Genomic DNA, 15,926 nt, shown 5'->3' with positions numbered 1-15,926 from the left:
GCTCCGGGCGGTGCTGCCAGGGCGCCGGGCGGGGGTCGGCCCGGGGGTTCCCCCGGGGGCCCGGGTAGGGGTGATCTCCGGGTTCTCTCCGGGCCGTTGTCCCTCGTCCGGCCACGTGCGTCGCCGTACGATCGAAGTACCGAGAACGAGCGGGATGCGGCACCGGACGGCAGCCGGCCCCAAGGGGAGAGAAGGAACGGACATGGCTGAGCTCTGGAAGTCGCTGCCCTCGTGGGTGCGCAACATCGTCGTCCCGGTACTGGTGCTGGTACTCGCCTGGAACATCCTCGGCCTGGTGTTCAGCGTCGTCGGCGCCCTGCTGAGCCTGGCCGTCAAGCTGCTGGTGGTGGTCGGCATCGCCGCCGCCGTGGTGATCCTGGTGAAGAAGGCCGCCAGGAACTGAACCGGCCGTTCACGGACGCCCGCACCCTCACCGGGGGTGCGGGCGTCCGCCGTCGTCGAGCAGCAGGACGGTGTCGAGGTCCCACAGCGGGTGCCAGCCCTGGGTACGGGCGCGGGCCAGGTCCAGGGTGACGCTGCGGGAGAGCTGGTCGACCGCGTACGGCGTCAGGCCGGGGACCCTTCCGGTGCGGGCGGCCAGCCGGGCCAGCGGCGCCGGGACGTGGTGGATCCGTGCGCGCACGCCGTGGGCGGCGAGCACCGCCCGGACCGCCTCGTCGCGAAGGTAGTGCCGGGCGTCGGCGATGTTGTAGGCGCCGGGTGACCAGGGCCGCCGGCCGGGCCGGCCGGAGCCGGCGGCGGCCAGACAGGCGTCGGCGAGGTTCTGCACGGCGGTGAGGCTGAGCCGGACGTCCCCGCCGGGCAGCAGCAGCCGCCCGTACCGGACCCGCTCCAGCAGCCGGGGCACCAGGTGCGGATCGCCCGGCCCGTAGACGGCGCGCGGGCGCAGCACGACCGCCCCCGCCGCGAGTGCGAGACGCTCGCCGGCGGCTTTGGTGCGCCCGTACGCGTTGAGGTGGCCGTTTTCGGTGGGGTGGTGCTCCTGGACGGACTCGCGGTCGATCCGGGGGTCGTAGACGCTGGCGCTGGAGACCCAGACGACCGGGCGGTCGGCGGCGGCGCGCAGCAGCCGCTCGGTGCCGGTGACGTTCACGGCGTACTGCGTCTTCTCGGCCGCGGCACCCGGGGGCAGGTCGGCGACGGCGGCGGCGCAGTGCACCACGGCGTCGACGCCGGTGAGGTCGGGGTCGGCGATGGCGGCGTCCCAGCGGACGTGGCGCCCGGCCGGGCCGGGGCGGCGGCCGTAGCAGACCACGTCGAGGCCGCGGGCGACGGCGGCGCGGACGACGTGCGAGCCGCAGAAGCCGCTCGCGCCGGTGACGGCTATCCGCATCGGGGGGCTCCTCGGTCGGGGGCGGGGTCGGTCGCCGGAGTGTGGGGGCAGCGGGGTGCGGCGGCTGCTGCTGCTCCTGCGGCGGCGGTGGATGTGGATGTGGGCGCGGCTGTGGCCGGGGCGCCGGGGGCGCGGGTGCTGCGGACGGTGAGTTCCGCCCAGCCGGGGAGGGCGGCGCGGCGGTCGGCCCGGGCGCGGGCGACCACCGGGCGGTACGGGGCGAGGGCGAGCAGGAGGTCGGCGAGCAGGGCCCGGGCCGGAGCCGCCCCGGGGCAGGCGTGCGGGCCGGCGCCGAAGACGGCCTGGGTGGCGGCCGGCCCGGGGGCGGGCTCCGGCCGGTGGGCCAGGGCGGCGTGCCGGGCGACCAGGATCAGCCGGTCGCCGGCCCGGATCCGGCGGCCGGCCAGTACGGCGTCGGCGCCGGCCACCCGGGGGAGCAGCGGCGAGGGGGCGGTGAGGCGGAGCAGTTCGGCGGCGAGGGCGGGAGCGGTGGCGGCGTCGACCGAGGGCCAGATCCCGGCGTCCGCGCACCAGGCCGCGGCCCGGGGGAGGGCGGCGACCGTGGTGTTGACGGCGGCGACCGCGACCATCGCGTCCAGCGGGTCGGGCAGCAGCGCGGCCAGCTCGGCGGCGCGGGCGGCGGACGTCCGGGCGGTGCGGCGCGGGCGGGGGCCGGGCAGGTGGTCACGGGCGGCGGCTGCGGCGACCCGGGTCGCGGCGCCGGCCAGGGCGTGCGGGCAGGCCGTCGAACCCGTCAGCGCGGCGGCCGTCACCCCGGCCAACTCCTCGGCCAGGGAGACGAGTTCGATGGGCCCTTCGGCGAGCTCCGGGATCCGCTCGGCTAGTACGGCCTGCCAGCGCGGGCGGATCCGCTCCACCGCCGCCGAGCCGAGGTCGCTCGCCAACGCCCGCCGGGCGGAACGGTGTTCGGCGCCGTCCTGGTCGAACAGGAGCCCGCCGTCGGTGAGTCGGGCGGCGGCCCCGCCGGTGGTGCCGGGTGCGGTGCGGTCGAGCGGGATCCGGGTGAGCGCCTCGCGGTAGGCCTCGGCGCCGTGCACCAGGACGGTGCGGCCGAGCCTGACCACCGGGCGCCGGCGGGTGGCGACGAGCAGCGCGAACAGCACCGGGTGGCTGCGCAGGTAGACCCGGCGGTCGCGCCGGCGGGCCGTGCGGTCGGAGGCCGCCCGTTCGAGGACGGCGAGATCGGGGGCCGCAGGGGTGGTGGGGGCCGCAGGGGTGCTCGCGGTGGCCGGGGCGCCGGCGGCCGGCCCGGGGGCGGGTCTGCTCATGCGGACAACTCCCCTGCGCAGTAAGCGGACGCGGCCACCCGGTCGGGCTTGCGGGAGCGGCCGGCCAGCGGCACCTCGCCGAACAGGACGGCGTCCGGGCGGGCCGCTCCCATCCGGTCCAGCGGGCCGTGCAGCGCGGCCCGCAGCCGGCCGGGGTCGGTGCCGCGGGCGGGCTGGACGAGGGCGACCAGCCGCTCGTCGCCGTCCCCGTCCGGGACGCCGACCAGTACCGCGAGTTCGACGCCCGGCAGGTGCAGCGCCGGTTCGTAGAGGCCGGGGTAGATGTTGTCGGCGCGGCGCAGCACCATGTCCTTGAGCCGACCGGCGAGCACGATCCGGCCGTCCCGGGCGAGCACGGCACGGTCGCCGGTGCGCACCCACGGATCGGGTTCCTCGCCGAGGTAGCGGTGGCGCGCGCCCGGGCCGGTGAGCAGCAGTTCGCCGTCCGGACCGAGGTCGGTGCGGACGCCCGGCAGCGGGGCGCCGACCAGGTCCCCCGGATCGGTGAAGGCGCTCTTCTCGGCCTCCTCGACGGCCGCCGCGGGGAACAGCTCGGTGAGCGCGTACACGCCCCACGCCTGGTCCGCGCCGGCCTGCTTGGCCCGGCGGAGCAGGGTGGCGTCGGCGGGTGCCGAGCCGGTCCAGACCCGGCCGGTGAACCGGGCCCCGGCGGCCAGGGCGGCGCGCAGCTGCGGCGGCGTGAGGTAGGTGTGGGCCGGTGCCAGCCGGGCGAGCTGGCGGGCGAGCGCGGCCGGAGTGCGGGCCGGCAGCGCGACGGCGGCGCCCGCGGCGAGGGCCGGGACCAGCACGAAGAAGGTGCCGCCGAGGACGGTCGTCCCCGGCCGGGGCCCGACCAGGGCGCCGACCGTCCGCAGCCCGGCCGCCAGGCCGTCCCGGGTGTGCACCACGGCGCGCGGGCGGGCGGTGGTGCCGGAGGTGAAGACGATGACGGCGTCGCCGTCGCGTTCGTGGGTGTCGTGGCCCGGGACGCGGGGCACGGAGGCGCCGAACCGGCCGGTCCGCAGCCGGGGCGCGCAGCCGGGCAGGCGCCGGCCGAGGGTGGCGACCGGGCCGAGCGCGCCCAGCGGGGGCAGCGCGAGGCCGGCGCGGCGGGCCACCGGTCCGGCCCAGCCGGCCACCGCCTGGGCGGCGGCGTCGGCGAGCACCAGGTCGGGCCGGGCCAGCGCGAGCCGGGCGGCCAGGACGTCGGGGCCGGCGGCCGGGTCGAGCACGGCGATCCGCAGGCCGAGCCGGTGCGCGGCGAGCATGACGGCGAGCGCCCGGGGGCCGGGGCGGACGGCGACGCCGAGGGTGTCGCCGTCGGTGAGTCCGCGGGCGTGCAGGGCGGTGGCGTAGGTGTCGGCGAGGTCGGCGAGTTCGCCGCGCCGGATCCCGACCCGGGTGGTGCCGAGCCGGGTGTGCCGCAGCACGGCCGGGCGGTCGGGGTGGACGGTGCGCAGGGCGTGGGCGAGCCGGTCGAGCATCGGTTTCCTCGGCGAGGGAGTCTGGCGGGGCGGGTCGGTGAGGTGGCGGGTCGGGTGGGTCGGGAGGCGGTGTCTGGTCGGGGCGGGCCCTTCGCTGGGCTCAGCGGACGTCCGCCGAACGGGGGCCGGCGCCGCGCTCCAGGTACCAGCGCGCGGTGCCGACCACCCCGTAGGCCCGGATCCGGCGGGTGGAGTTCTGCACCACCATGTCGCGGCGGTGCACGATCGCCGTGGTGTGTCGGCGGACCCTGTTGATGAACGTCCGGTCGGTGGGCGAGGGCCGGCGCGGCATGCCGCCGACCGCCCGGTACAGCTCGGCGGTGATCGCCATGTTGTTGCCGGCGTGCATCCGGTACGGGGTGAGGTAGCCGTGCCGGCGGCGGTGCGCGGGCCGGATCCGGCCGAAGAACGCGCCCAGCGCGACCAGCACCAGGAAGACGGCGCGGCCCGCCGGCCCGTGCTCGTCCCGGCGGGCGGTGACCCGTCCGCAGACCAGCCCGCCGCCGGTGAGCAGCCCGGCGCGGGCGGCGGCGCTCCAGCCGGGTTCGGGCAGGCAGTCGGCGTCGGTGCGGGCGAGCAGGGTGGCGCCGTGGGCGATGGCGTGCCGGAAGGCGGTGTCGACCGCCGAGCCGACGCCCTTCTCCGGCTCGACCAGCACCTCCACCGGGAAGGGTGCCCGGGCGGCGAAGGACCGGACGGCGGCCACGGTGCCGTCGGTGGAGCCGTTGTCGGCGACCAGCAGGGTGAACTCCCGGTCCCGCTGGGCGGCGAGGGCGTTCAGGGTGCCGGTGATCCGGGCCTCCTCCTGGTAGGCGGGGACGACGACCCAGAGTTCGTGACCGGGGCCGGGGCCGGGGCCTTGACCGTGACCGTGACCGGGGGCCGGGCCGGTTCCGGAGGCCGGCGGGGTGCTCACGACGCCTCCCAGACCATCGTCATCAGGCTGACGCCGCCGCCCAGGCCGATCAGCAGCACCTTGTCCCCCGGGTTCAACTCGTGCTGTATTCGGTCCAGTTGGATGCCGAGCGTCGCGCTGGCGACATTGCCCAGCTCGGGCACGGTGACCACCAGCTTCTCCGCCGGCACGCCGGTGAGCTCGACGAACCGCTCCAGGTAGGGGAGGGTCACCTGGTGCACCAGCACCCGGGCGTAGTCGTCCCAGCCGAGGCCGGTGCGGGCGGCCACCCGGGTCAGGATGTGCCCGCCGATCCGCTCGAAGACGCCGCGCAACTCCTTGCCGCCGCCCCGGAAGTAGCTGTACTCGTCGCCGCGCGGGTGGCGCGAGCCGCCGCCCGGGATGCCGCCGACCTCCCAGTGTTCGGAGGCGGTCTCGGTCTCGATGTCGAGGATGCCGCCGCGCTCCACCGCCTCGACCACGACGGCCGCGCCGGCGTCGCCGAAGGTGTAGCCGGCGAACCCGTCGCGGAAGTCGGACAGGCCCTCCGGGTCGCGCCGCATCGCCCGGCTCGGCGTCTCGCCGGTGACCACCAGCGCCCGCCGGGCCCGGCCGGCGAGGATCATCGCGCGGGCCAGGTCGATGCCGTTGAGGAAGCTGTTGCAGGCGTTGCTGACGTCCAGCGCGTGTGCGCGGGAGCCGAGTTCGGCCTGGACGAGGTGGGCGGTGGCGGGCTCGCAGACGTCCCGGGTGGCGGACGCGTACAGCAGCAGGTCGAGGTCGAGCGGGTCCAGTCCGCGGGCGGCGAGCGCGCGCCGGGCGGCTCCGACGGCGAGGGTGGAGGCGTACTCGCCCTCGGCCGCGAAGTGCCGGGTGACGATGCCGGTCGCCTTCTCGAACGTCCGCTCCGGCAGGCGGAGCCGGCCGCCGGCGGTGACCTCGTCCTGGAGCTGCTGGGAGGTCAGGCGACGGGCGGGGAGGTGGGCTCCGACGGCGGTGATGCCGATCCGCGCGGTGGCTGCAGGGTGCATGCCCCCATCGTCCGGCGGACGCGCCCGCGCCCACCTGAGTACCCGTACTCAGGTGGGCGCGGGCGGGCTACCCAATCACGTCACTCCTCCCCGGGCACCCGGTCCGCGGGTACCCGGTCGACCGGCACCTGCTGGACGGGGACGGCCTGCGCGGGCGCGGGGACCGCGGCGGGCGCCGGGGCGGCCTCCGGGCCGACGGTGGCCAGCAACTGGCGGGCCAGGCCGAGTCCGGTGCCGCCCATGGTGAGCGCCTTGGCGAACAACTCGCCCATCCCGTCGGCGCCGTTGAGCAGCACCATGTGCTCGACGTGGCCGAAGGACTCCGCGGCGGCCAGCACGATGTCCGGCCACTTCTCCGCCAACTCCTGTGCCACCACGGCCTCCTGGTTCTCGGCCAGTGCTTCGGCGCGGGCCTTGATGCCCTCGGCCTTGGCGAGCCCGAGCGCCTGGACCGCCTTCGCGTCCGCCAGGCCGCGGGCCTCGGCGGCCGCGGCCTCCGCCTCACCGGTGGCCCTGGTCGCCTCGGCGGCGGCCAGGCCGCGCAGCTTGGTGGACTCCGCCTCGGCCTGGGCCGCGATCTTGACCCGGCCGGCCTCGGCCGCGGCCCTCAGCTCGGTCTCCTGGGCCTGGGCCTGGGCGGCGGAGATCCGGGCGTCGCGGTCGGCCTCCGCCGTGGTCCGGGTGTCGTACGCCCTGGCGTCGGCCGGCTTGCGGACGTCGATCTGGAGCTGCTGCTCCTTGCGCTGGGCCTCCAGTTCGGCGACCCGGGTCTCCTGGACCACCACCTGCTGCCGCGCGGCGGCGTCGGCGAGCGGTCCGGCCTGCCGGGCGCGGGCCGTGGCGGTGTCCATCTCGGCCTGGTACGAGGCCTGTTGGATCTCGCTGTTGCGGGTCGCCTCGGCCTTCCGGGCGGCCGCCTCCTGCTCGGCCTCGGTGGCCAGCCGGTCGGCGTTGGCCTGCGCGATCCGGGCGTCCCGCTGGACGGCGGCGGCGTGCGGGATGGCGAGGTTCTTGATGTAGCCGGTCGGGTCGATGATCTCCTGGATCTGCAGGGTGTCGATGATCAGCCCGAGCTTCTCCATCTCCAGCCCCGAGGCGGCCCTGGTCTCCCCGGTGAGCCGCTCGCGGTCGCGGATCATGTCCTCGACGGTGAGCCCGCCGACGATCGACCGCAGGTGGCCGGCGAAGACGTTGTGGACGCGCTGGCTGATCAGCTTCTGCTGGTCGAGGAAGCGGCGGGCGGCGTTGGCGATCGAGACGTCGTCGTCGCCGACCTTGAAGATCACCACGCCCTTCACCCGGACCGGGATGCCCTGCGTGGTGACGCACTCGACGTTCAGTTCGGCCTCGTTGAGGTCCAGCGAGAGCCGCCGGACACCCTGGAGCCCGGGGGTGACGAGGGTCCCCCGGCCGGTGACGATCCGGAATCCCAGCCCGTCACCGACCCCCTCGTTCCGGTGCCGGGAACCGGAGATGATCAGCGCCTCGTTCGGCTCCGCCACCCGCCACATGAGCTTGAAGAGTGTGATCCCGATGAGCAGCACCGCGGCCACTGCTCCGGGGATGAGGTACACCATGGTTCAACTCCCCCTTCCGGCGCAGAAGATGCGCCGATTCGGATTGTCCGCTCGGGCCAATCCGATGGAAAGGGAAGTGACATGACGGCCCGTCACAAGGTCGTCACGGCCCGATGGGAGCTACGTACACGGTTCGGGGCGGCTGGTACTCGATCACCAGTACCGGCGTGCCGACCGGCAGCCGGTCCCCCGGGACGGCGAGGTAGGCGAGGAAGGCCTCGGCGCCCTGGCGTTCCGGGACGTGCACCATCACCTCGCCGACCAGCCCCGCGCCGACCACCCCGGTGACCCGTCCCGTGCTTCCGACCACGCCGGCCTCCCTCTCGTCGTCCCCGCCGCCGACCCCGCCGCCGACCCTGTGACTGCCAGTCTGCCCGCCCGGGGACCGGTTGCCCGTCCGCTCGGCCCGTCCGGTCCTCCGCTCGGCCCCTCCGGTCGCCCGGTCGTCCGCCCGTCCGGTCCTCCGCCGGTCCGCCCGGCCCGGACCGCGGGCCCGTCCGGTCGGGGCCGTCACCCCGCGGCCACCGTCCGGACCCCCTCTGGACCTCCGGCGATCGGCTCGCTACGGTGTTGGACGTCATGCGCAGGCAACACCGCCTGCGGACACGGGAGCTCGGAGCACCGGGCTGAGAGGGCGCTGACCGGAACGTCACTGGACGTGCCGACCGCTGCGTCGACCGCAGGAACCTGACCGGGTAATGCCGGCGTAGGGAGTAGAAGGTCTGATGACCACGTTCGACGCACAGCCGCAGTCTGCCCGGAACTCCGCCGCCTCCAGTGCCGGCACCGGCTACCCGACCCCGGCGTGGCGCAAGGCCCACCGCGAGGGATCCCGCCCCGACCTGCGCGTTCCGTACCGCGAGGTCGTGCTCACCGACGGGAAGACCGTCCCGCTGTACGACACCTCGGGGCCGTACACCGACCCGGCCTACGAACCCGACGTGCGGCGCGGCCTGCCGGCCCTGCGCGACTCCTGGATCCGCCAGCGCGGCGACGTGGAGGAGTACGACGGGCGGGAGTCGCGCCCCGAGGACGACGGCATCAAGCACACCTCGCCGCGCGGCGGCAACCTGCGCAACCTGGACGCGGTGTTCCCCGGCCGGCCTCGCCGCCCGCTGCGCGGCCGGAGCGGTACCGCCGTCACCCAGCTCGCCTACGCCAAGCGCGGGACCGTGACGCCCGAGATGGAGTTCGTGGCCCTGCGCGAGGGCCTGGAGCCCGAGTTCGTGCGGGACCAGGTCGCCCGCGGCCGCGCCGTCATCCCGGTGAACGTGAACCACCCGGAGGTGGAGCCGGCGATCATCGGCACCGACTTCCTGGTGAAGATCAACGCCAACATCGGCAACTCCGCCGTCACCTCCTCGATCGAGGAGGAGGTGGAGAAGATGACCTGGGCCACCCGCTGGGGCGCCGACACCGTCATGGACCTCTCCACCGGCCGCAACATCCACACCACCCGCGAGTGGATCCTGCGCAACTCCCCCGTGCCGATCGGCACCGTGCCGCTCTACCAGGCGCTGGAGAAGGTCGACGGCCGGGCCGAGGAGCTCAGCTGGGACGTCTACCGCGACACCATCATCGAGCAGTGCGAGCAGGGCGTCGACTACATGACCGTCCACGCCGGCGTACTGCTCCGGTACGTGCCGCTGACGGCCCGTCGCAAGACCGGCATCGTCTCGCGCGGCGGCTCGATCATGGCGGCCTGGTGTCTGGCGCACCACCGGGAGAACTTCCTCTACACCAACTTCGAGGAGCTCTGCGACATCCTCGCGGCCTACGACGTCACCTTCTCGCTCGGTGACGGCCTGCGCCCCGGCTCGATCGCCGACGCCAACGACGAGGCGCAGTTCGCCGAGCTGCAGACGCTGGGCGAGCTGGGCCGGATCGCCCGCGCCAAGGACGTCCAGGTGATGATCGAGGGCCCGGGCCACGTCCCGATGCACAAGATCAAGGAGAACATGGACCTCCAGAAGGAGATCTGCGACGAGGCCCCGTTCTACACGCTCGGCCCGCTCACCACGGACGTCGCGCCCGGCTACGACCACATCACCTCGGGCATCGGCGCCGCGATGATCGCCTGGTGGGGCACGGCGATGCTCTGCTACGTCACGCCCAAGGAGCACCTGGGCCTGCCCAACCGGGACGACGTGAAGACCGGCGTCATCACCTACAAGATCGCCGCCCACGCCGCCGACCTCGCCAAGGGCCACCCCGGCGCCCAGGCCTGGGACGACGCGCTCTCCGACGCCCGCTTCGAGTTCCGCTGGGAGGACCAGTTCAACCTGGCCCTCGACCCGGAGACGGCCCGCGAGTTCCACGACGAGACCCTCCCCGCCGAGCCCGCCAAGACGGCGCACTTCTGCTCCATGTGCGGCCCGAAGTTCTGCTCGATGAAGATTAGTAAAAGCATCACAGAGCTGTACGGCGACAAGGCCGTGAACACCGAGTACGACGCTGAGGCCGTGGCTGGCATGCAGGCCAAGTCAGAGGAGTTCGCGGCTCAGGGCAACCGGGTCTACCTCCCGCTCGCCGACTGATCCGGCGTCTCCGATACCGCGCTGCCCTGGGAGGAAGAGGGGGCTTCCCAGGGCAGCGCTTCGACGTGCGTCAGGCGTCCCAGGCGGTCACGATCGGCTCCGGCCACTCGTCGGCCGTCGCGGCGAGATCCGACGGCAAGAGCGCGACCAACAAGGACCGGCTGTCGGCGACGGCCTTCAACGCGGCCTCCTGAGCCTCGTCCTTGGTGTCGAACATGCCCTCGCCCACGGTCTCGTTGTGGGGCGGCTCGCCGACCTCGCCGACCCACTGTGACGCACCCGGCCACACCCGGACGTGCGTCAATCGGGAAGGCTCCGGCAGGCCCGGGACTCCACGGGCGGCGGCTTCCTTGATCACGTCTTCGATGGTCATGCTTGGGCTCTCCTCATCTCTGCCAGTGCGGCATCCAGTCGTGCGGAGCGGACCACGGTGGAAAGGTCGGTTGCGGTGCGGGCGTAGTGCTCGGCTTCCTCCTGAGCACCTTGCCGGTAGAGCACGGTGGCCAGTTGGGCGGTGTCGATCGCCTTCGAGCGGGCTCGGTTGGAGGTCTGCGAATCCACGGCCCGGCGGAGTCGGGACACCAGATCGGAGACAGGACGCCCGGTGACCGTGGCGAGCAGGTAGAGGGCGTGGCCGGTCTCCCCGTGCAGCTTGTGCGGGGTGAAGTACCACATCCAGCGTGGTTCGCTGTGAAGGTCGGTGACGCGGCTGTAGATCGACTCGGCAAGGCTGATCTGTCGCATCACCTCGGCCTCGTCGCCCTGGATGGCATATGCCTGGGCCTTCACCGCCGCGATCATCGCCAGTGCAGACAGGGGCACATTCCCCATCGCCATGTCGGCCAGGGCGACGGCGTCCTTCGGCTTGCGCTCGGCGATCTCCTGGCGGGCGAGGCCGGTTGCGACGTGACACAACAGGCCGTCGTCGCCGGCCTCTTGGGCAGCCTTGATACCGAGCCCGAAGGTGCTGCGAGCGGGCGCACTCTGCCCCGCGTCGAACGCTGACCAGGCGGCCAGATCGGCGAGGTTGGCGATCTGACCGCAGAGCCGGTCGCGGACACGCGGTCCCATGGAGGACTTGGTCAGGTCAACGGTGCTTCGCAGCTCGCCGAACGCGAGATGGCGTGTGGCGACGCCTCCGCTTCGTCGGTCCCACTCCTCCAGGGCGAATGTCCGCTCTGCGATATCGTCAATGTCCTTCATGCCTAAGGAAGTTGGCGACGGCATCACGTCGGGCAGGATGGCTGCCAAGGAGACGGCCAAGAAGTCGCGGCGCTTCGACTCACTCACCTCCTCGCGGTCCCGCCGGGTCCGCTTCGGGAACAGCCCCAGCTCTGCGTTCGTGGCCACGCCGAAGACTCCGCGCAGGGCGTCGCGGACCTCCTGCTCCGGCCACGTGATCACGCAACGTTCTAATCGGCTGATCACGTTGGCGTCAATCGCCCTGTCTCGCCCGGTTGCTGCCTTGATGCGGGCGTTCACTCGGGCGGCGACCTCGCCCTGGGTCCACTCTCGCCCGAGACGAAGCCGTCGTAGTGCGTCGTTGGTCATCTGAGGCCCGTCTCTGCGGTGCCGTTGGTGGGAGCCAGACAGCCTAGTGAAGTGCCTAGCGTCTGCCTACAGCATCGCCCTGTCCCTACCCGAACCGCAGGCGTTTGATGGTTCTCAGTCGCCCGGGGTAATGGGTCGGTCACTCCGGCCCTGTCGGGAAGGACCCCCGGGCGGCGTCACCAAGACCTGACCTGCACTCACAGACCGGAGGCCGCATGTCTGTCAGCGTCAGCACAACGTCTGCCGGCCCCTCTGACGCCGCGCTGATCGAGATCCCGGTAGTGCAGCCTGATGACCTCGGGTGCCTGCTGCAACTGCCCTGCCGTCCCGAATCGGCGCGTACCGCACGCCAGTTGGTGACTGTTGCCCTCAAGGCGTGGGGTGCTGAGGGGCTGCGAGAGGTCGCGGAGCTGCTGGTCAGCGAGCTGGTCGCCAACGCGGTTCGGCACACGGGGTGCACGCGGATCGCCGTCGCGGTGAACCGGGAGAAGGCGTCGGTGTGGGTCGGCGTCCGGGACTCGTCCGGCGCATTGCCGTGCCGCACGGCCCCGGCCTGTGAGGCGGAATCCGGTTATGGCCTGGGGCTGGTGGAAGACCTCTCCGCTCGCTGGGGCGTGGCCTGGGCGCCGTTCGGCAAGTGGGTCTGGTTCGAGCTGAGGACGGTGAAGGCATGACTGAGCGCAACTCGGCCGGCGGTCGTCACCGCGGCGAACACCGCGATCCCGTCGGCGCGGTGCTGACGGGTTTCTGGGCGCTCGGCCACGTGGTCACCGTTCTTCTCCTCGGCACTTCCGTGGCCCACCAGTTGGACCCTGACCACCTTGGACCGGTGCAGACCGCCCAGTCGGTTCCGGACCGCGAACCGCCTGCCTGAGTGACGCGCCTCAAGGCTCCCGCCCCGGCCTGCAACCCCCTCGCCGACCGGGGCGGGTTCCGCAACTCCGTACGACCCGGAAACCGACCGAGGAATGGAGTTCAGATGGACGTGGCCCGCGGGTCCTTCGTCACCCTCGATGGCCTCAGCGCGAGCGGGAAGACCACCGTCGCCCCGCTGCTCGCGGCCTTGCTCAACGGCGTCCACCTCACGGACGGCACCTTGCCGACGTTCTCCCGCGTGAGGGCGGAGGTGGACGCCACCGGCAACCTGTCGGCGCGGTACCACTGGTGGATGATGGCGAACCACCTCAAGTCCGAGACGGCCCGTCAGATCATCGAGAGCGGTCGGACGGTGGTGGTCGAGTCCTACTTCCCGCGCACCGTCGCCACGCACAGCGCCATGGGGCACGACTGCGCCCCGGAGTACCCGAGCGGGGTCCTCGTGCCGGACGTGGCGGTCCTCCTGGAGGTGGACGAGCGTGCACGACGGGAGCGCCTTCGCCGACGGGCGGAGCAGGGGACGTTGAGCTACTGGCATCAGCGTGAGGAGCCGAACGTCGCCGAGAGCTGCCGCGTGTACCGGGCATTCGGCCTCGTGCCCGTGGACAGCACCGGCCGCACGCCGGAACAGGTGGGCGACGCGATAGCCGATATCGTGCGCTCGCGTGTTCCGAACCCTCGTCTAGAAAGGGCAACTTCCCATGACCGTAACTGAGTTCGAAGCGAAGATCCTGGCCATCGAGCCGGAGAAGATGCGCGTGCGCCTGGCGGAGGCCGGGGCGGAGCACCTGGGCGACCGGTTCCAGCGCCGCTACGTCTATGACATCCCCGGCCGGCCCGGCACCTGGGTCCGCCTGCGCGACACCGGCAGCGACGTGACGCTGTGCGTCAAGGAGATCCACTCCGACGCAATCGACGGCGTGACCGAGACCGAGACGACCGTAGGCGACTTCGACACCACCAACTCGCTTCTCGCCAAGCTCGGGTACCAGCCGAAGGCGTACCAGGAGAACCGCCGGTCCTCCTGGACGCTGGGCGGCGCGGCCATCGAGATCGATGAGTGGCCGTTGATCCCCGCGTACCTGGAGATCGAGGGGGACAGCGCCGACCACGTCCACTCGACGGCACTCGCGCTCGGGCTGCCGCTGGCCGAGCTGACGAGCGAGAACACCACCAAGGTCTACCGCCGGTACGGGATCGACATCGAGTCGATCCCCCGGCTCACGTTCGAGTGACAGGAGACAAGCGTTGTCAGTGACCCAACACCCGGCGGTCCGTGTCGTCCGGGACAAGACCATCCGCGTCAAGGTGATCGACGACTGCGGGTTGGCCTGCACGTTCTGCCACAACGAGGGAACGCCGGTCACGGCTGACAACAAGGGCCGCACCCTGCTGCCCTTCGTGTCGGGGCCGGGCAGGACCGGGCGCGTGTCGATCTACAGCGAGACGAACAGGGTCAACTTCCTCTCCGCGAAGATGGCCCCGGACATGGCCTTCCGGCGGGCGGTGCGGACCGTGGCGAAGGCGTTCGACGCCAGCGAGGTTCACCTCACGGGAGGGGAACCCACCCTCCACACTGAGGTGTCCTCGCTGGTCTCGGCGCTCACCGGAATGGGACTGAGTGTCGGAATGACCAGCAACGGGGAGCGCGGGCGGCAGGTGATGCCGGAGTGCTCGGCGGCCGGCCTCAACCGGGTCAACGTCTCGGTCTTCGGCACCACCGCCGAAGAGCTCCAGGCCGTGCAGTCCGAGCGTTTCAAGTCGGCGGGCCTGGCTGATGCGAAGATCCGTTCTGCGGAGCAGACCATCCGAGCCGCCGTGTCCAACGGTGTGAAGGTCTCCGTGAACATCGTCGTGCCCGGCCTGGCCCACGTGGACCGGGTCGTCAACCTGGTCGAGTCGTACGGCCAGTTCGCGGACGTGCGGATGCTCACCAGCATCCAGGACGGGCAGGAGTCGATCGCGGCGATATCCGAAGTGCTGGCCCGGGTGGGCGCGGAACCGGTGCTCCGGACGTTCACCGCCGGAACCTCCGACGAACGCACCCTCTATCGGGCGCTCGGCAGCCGGGCCGTCTACGTCAAGCGCCTGCTGCCGGTGCGACTGCCGGACACCTGCGCGTCGTGCACCTTCAACAACGACACGGACTGCGAAGAGGGCTACTACGGCGTCCGGCTCTACCTCACCGAACAGGGGGAGTACATGGTCGGCGTCTGCATCCAGCGGATGGACCTCTGCGTGCCCGTGGCCGAGCTGGCGAAGAGCGGCATCGTGGAAGAGGTCCAGGCGTTCAAGGATGCCGAAGTCCGGCGGCTGACGAGCCAGTACGGCGCCGCTGCCTGATGCTGGGTCGCCCCGGTCTGCTTGAGGTAGCGGACAGGGGAGACCTCCCGATTCCCGGCGGCACCTGCAACCGCCGGGTGGCACAATCCCCGCCCCGGTGACGTGACTTGTGGACCACGGACGACCGGGGCGGGGCGCTCCCGCAGCCGATTCGGAAGAGTGAGACGGGCAAGATGAACGAGTCTGAGGACCCCGGGTGGGTGGCCATGGAGGATCAGATCCGTGCTGCGGGTGCTCACGCGGCCGGCTTCCTGGCCCGTCAGGGCAGAGGGCCGGAGACTTCCGTTCCTGCGGCCCTGGTCCCGGCATGGCAGCGTGAAGCGGTGGCCGCGATGGATGCGGCGAGGCAGCAGAACACCCTCAAGGCGTGCCGTCACCTGACGAATGCGCCGGAGCCGGCCGCCATCCTCGCGGAGGTGCCGCACGTGCTCCTCTGCTTGGACTGCTTCACCCGGCGCGAGGCGGATCGGGTCTGCCTGGACTGCGGCTTGCCCGCCGGAAGGTTGTCGCTGGAAGGCGGCGTGGAGGACGTGGTCCGTGGCCCGTTGGTGATCTGGTCGAGGATGAGGTGCGCTCGCTGTGCCCGGTCGGCGACCGCGTCTGGCGGGACCTTCGGCAACGGGTAGTCCGGCAGATCATCCGTGAACCGACATGTGGGGCTCGGCGTGTGTGATGCGCCGGGCCCTACTTGCGTTGCGCGGCAGGCCGGTCGTGCTGGTGGGCGAGGGCAGACGGGGACCATTCCGGCCGGGCTCCCCGATAGCTGCCGAGAGTAGGGGCGGGCGGGTTCGGTCAAGCCCGCTGGACGGGCCTGTACCTGGCCGTCGGTGGCGAGCGTTGCGGGCTTGACGGGTTCCGTCCGCCCCGGATCATCGGGCAGCGGGGAGCCTGGACGTACGGCGGGCAACCATCGGCCTTGACCTGGGCCACGCCGGGCCGGACCGCTTGTCCGGCTCGTCCTGGCCCTGCTCGACCGCCACCCCCGTTCT

General features: G+C 72.8%; 17 protein-coding genes. 8 read left to right on the top strand and 9 right to left on the bottom strand.

The features are described from left to right. Positions 1 to 202: 202 nt before the first annotated feature. Positions 203 to 403: a DUF5326 family protein gene (locus AC067J_RS09475; RefSeq protein WP_478297312.1), complete on the top strand. Its 201-nt coding sequence runs from the start codon at positions 203 to 205 to the stop codon at positions 401 to 403. A gap of 27 nt (positions 404 to 430) precedes the next feature. On the opposite strand, the gene AC067J_RS09470 is transcribed toward AC067J_RS09475, so the two are convergent. The 7 genes from AC067J_RS09470 to AC067J_RS09440 form a co-directional block, all read right to left on the bottom strand. Then, positions 431 to 1,354 (bottom strand): NAD-dependent epimerase/dehydratase family protein, encoded by a 924-nt coding sequence (locus tag AC067J_RS09470; protein ID WP_478297311.1) that lies wholly within the window; start codon positions 1,352 to 1,354, stop codon positions 431 to 433. Then, positions 1,345 to 2,643 (bottom strand): cytochrome P450 family protein, encoded by a 1,299-nt coding sequence (locus tag AC067J_RS09465; RefSeq protein WP_478297310.1) that lies wholly within the window; start codon positions 2,641 to 2,643, stop codon positions 1,345 to 1,347. Before AC067J_RS09465 ends, AC067J_RS09470 begins: the two co-directional genes overlap by 10 nt. Next, positions 2,640 to 4,127, bottom strand: a complete 1,488-nt coding sequence (locus tag AC067J_RS09460) for an AMP-binding protein (RefSeq protein WP_478297309.1) — start codon at positions 4,125 to 4,127, stop codon at positions 2,640 to 2,642. Before AC067J_RS09460 ends, AC067J_RS09465 begins: the two co-directional genes overlap by 4 nt. A gap of 100 nt (positions 4,128 to 4,227) precedes the next feature. After that, positions 4,228 to 5,043 (bottom strand): glycosyltransferase family A protein, encoded by an 816-nt coding sequence (locus AC067J_RS09455; protein WP_478297308.1) that lies wholly within the window; start codon positions 5,041 to 5,043, stop codon positions 4,228 to 4,230. Next, positions 5,040 to 6,053, bottom strand: a complete 1,014-nt coding sequence (locus tag AC067J_RS09450) for a 3-oxoacyl-ACP synthase III family protein (protein ID WP_478297307.1) — start codon at positions 6,051 to 6,053, stop codon at positions 5,040 to 5,042. The genes AC067J_RS09455 and AC067J_RS09450 overlap by 4 nt, the downstream gene beginning before the upstream one ends. An 80-nt stretch (positions 6,054 to 6,133) precedes the next feature. Then, complete coding sequence (locus AC067J_RS09445; RefSeq protein WP_478297306.1) at positions 6,134 to 7,630, bottom strand: SPFH domain-containing protein; 1,497 nt, start codon at positions 7,628 to 7,630, stop codon at positions 6,134 to 6,136. 103 nt (positions 7,631 to 7,733) lie between these two features. Beyond that, the gene (locus tag AC067J_RS09440) at positions 7,734 to 7,940 is read right to left on the bottom strand and encodes a hypothetical protein (RefSeq protein WP_478297305.1); all 207 of its coding nucleotides are present in this window, start codon (positions 7,938 to 7,940) and stop codon (positions 7,734 to 7,736) included. Positions 7,941 to 8,355: 415 nt separating this feature from the next. Between AC067J_RS09440 and thiC the strand changes: the two genes are divergently transcribed. Continuing rightward, positions 8,356 to 10,167, top strand: coding sequence for a phosphomethylpyrimidine synthase ThiC (gene thiC / locus AC067J_RS09435; protein ID WP_478297304.1), 1,812 nt, complete (start codon positions 8,356 to 8,358; stop codon positions 10,165 to 10,167). A 70-nt stretch (positions 10,168 to 10,237) separates the two neighbouring features. On the opposite strand, the gene AC067J_RS09430 is transcribed toward thiC, so the two are convergent. Then, a complete protein-coding gene (locus tag AC067J_RS09430) occupies positions 10,238 to 10,540 on the bottom strand; it encodes a hypothetical protein (RefSeq protein WP_478297303.1) in 303 nt (100 codons plus the stop codon). Continuing rightward, the gene (locus AC067J_RS09425; RefSeq protein ID WP_478297302.1) at positions 10,537 to 11,718 is read right to left on the bottom strand and encodes a helix-turn-helix domain-containing protein; all 1,182 of its coding nucleotides are present in this window, start codon (positions 11,716 to 11,718) and stop codon (positions 10,537 to 10,539) included. The genes AC067J_RS09430 and AC067J_RS09425 overlap by 4 nt, the downstream gene beginning before the upstream one ends. A gap of 215 nt (positions 11,719 to 11,933) precedes the next feature. Between AC067J_RS09425 and AC067J_RS09420 the strand changes: the two genes are divergently transcribed. The 6 genes from AC067J_RS09420 (at position 11,934) to AC067J_RS09395 (ending at position 15,563) form a co-directional block, all read left to right on the top strand. Then, a complete protein-coding gene (locus AC067J_RS09420; protein WP_478297301.1) occupies positions 11,934 to 12,392 on the top strand; it encodes an ATP-binding protein in 459 nt (152 codons plus the stop codon). After that, the gene (locus tag AC067J_RS09415; RefSeq protein WP_478297300.1) at positions 12,389 to 12,592 is read left to right on the top strand and encodes a hypothetical protein; all 204 of its coding nucleotides are present in this window, start codon (positions 12,389 to 12,391) and stop codon (positions 12,590 to 12,592) included. The genes AC067J_RS09420 and AC067J_RS09415 overlap by 4 nt, the downstream gene beginning before the upstream one ends. Positions 12,593 to 12,697: 105 nt before the next feature. After that, on the top strand, positions 12,698 to 13,309 hold the full coding sequence (locus AC067J_RS09410) for an AAA family ATPase (protein WP_478297299.1): 612 nt from the start codon (positions 12,698 to 12,700) through the stop codon (positions 13,307 to 13,309). Beyond that, the gene (locus tag AC067J_RS09405) at positions 13,296 to 13,829 is read left to right on the top strand and encodes a class IV adenylate cyclase (RefSeq protein WP_478297298.1); all 534 of its coding nucleotides are present in this window, start codon (positions 13,296 to 13,298) and stop codon (positions 13,827 to 13,829) included. Before AC067J_RS09410 ends, AC067J_RS09405 begins: the two co-directional genes overlap by 14 nt. A gap of 19 nt (positions 13,830 to 13,848) precedes the next feature. Continuing rightward, on the top strand, positions 13,849 to 14,937 hold the full coding sequence (locus AC067J_RS09400; protein ID WP_478297380.1) for a radical SAM protein: 1,089 nt from the start codon (positions 13,849 to 13,851) through the stop codon (positions 14,935 to 14,937). 206 nt (positions 14,938 to 15,143) lie between these two features. Next, positions 15,144 to 15,563 (top strand): hypothetical protein, encoded by a 420-nt coding sequence (locus AC067J_RS09395; protein ID WP_478297297.1) that lies wholly within the window; start codon positions 15,144 to 15,146, stop codon positions 15,561 to 15,563. Positions 15,564 to 15,926: the final 363 nt, after the last annotated feature.

The organism is Kitasatospora sp. NPDC042419 (assembly GCF_056437345.1).
This window is presented reverse-complemented; position numbering and strand designations above follow the sequence as displayed.